This window comes from Candidatus Endomicrobiellum pyrsonymphae (assembly GCF_020328025.1).
GTDB lineage: Bacteria > Elusimicrobiota > Endomicrobiia > Endomicrobiales > Endomicrobiaceae > Endomicrobiellum > Endomicrobiellum pyrsonymphae.
In genome coordinates this window covers 7,505-8,339 of the sequence record NZ_JAIXMZ010000055.1, presented here as the reverse complement: position 1 = coordinate 8,339, position 835 = coordinate 7,505, and the positions used below count along the sequence as shown (strand labels likewise).

Below are 835 nucleotides of genomic sequence, written 5' to 3'. Positions count from 1 at the left end.
AGCAACTGGAGGCGATGCAGGAGGAACTGAGACTGGATGCGCTAGAACCGAACAAGAAACGGCGGGGTCAGATGACGAAGCAGACTGATTTGCTGAAGAAGCAACTGCTAAGACGGCATTTGGAGCTGTCGCCTCAGGTGTGGGATCAGATGAAGCAGGGACTGCCGGAGGCGGACGCGGACGAAATGGAGATTGAGCGGCAGACAAATGAGCTGAGGTGTGAGAAGAAGGCAAATGACATTCTTAATTCGTCGTCGCCTGAACAGATGGAGAGTTTGAGGCTTACTATGAGAGCGGATGAGCGGAGGGCACTGGAGCGACAACTGAATAAGCGAAATCTGGCACAACAACAACTACCGCCACAACTACCAACAACAACATCATCATCAGTACCATCAACATTCCCATCATTTGGCGCATCATCATCAACATTAATATCGTCATCATCGTTATCACCAGCGTCGTCTCCCAGCTCTTCTTCTAGCTTTGCTTCTCCCTCTTTCCACCCTAGTTCGTCTTCCAGCTCGTCCTCCAGCTCTTCATCACCACCGTCATCATCATCACAACCACCACCACAACAACAAGCACAAGGCGTCGTCAACAACCGTGGCGACGGCAAAGAATCACAACACGGTGGCGACGAAGTATCACAATACGGCAACAGCAACAGCATACTGACACCAAACGCATTATCACAACAACAAGGCGGAGGACAACAAGAGCAAGGTGGCGAAAACCAAGCCCAAAAACGACCATCACCACCAAAAATAGAAATATCAGCGCTATACATCGCACAACCACCACCACAGTCACAACAAGTTGGTAGTAACCAACT

1 protein-coding gene is annotated in these 835 nt (G+C 49.9%); it reads left to right on the top strand.

Annotated elements, in window-relative coordinates; all coding sequences use genetic code 11:
• Positions 1–71: 71 nt before the first annotated feature.
• Positions 72–835 (top strand): hypothetical protein (locus LE180_RS05255; protein WP_374134408.1); only part of this gene is annotated, 764 nt, incomplete at its 3' end.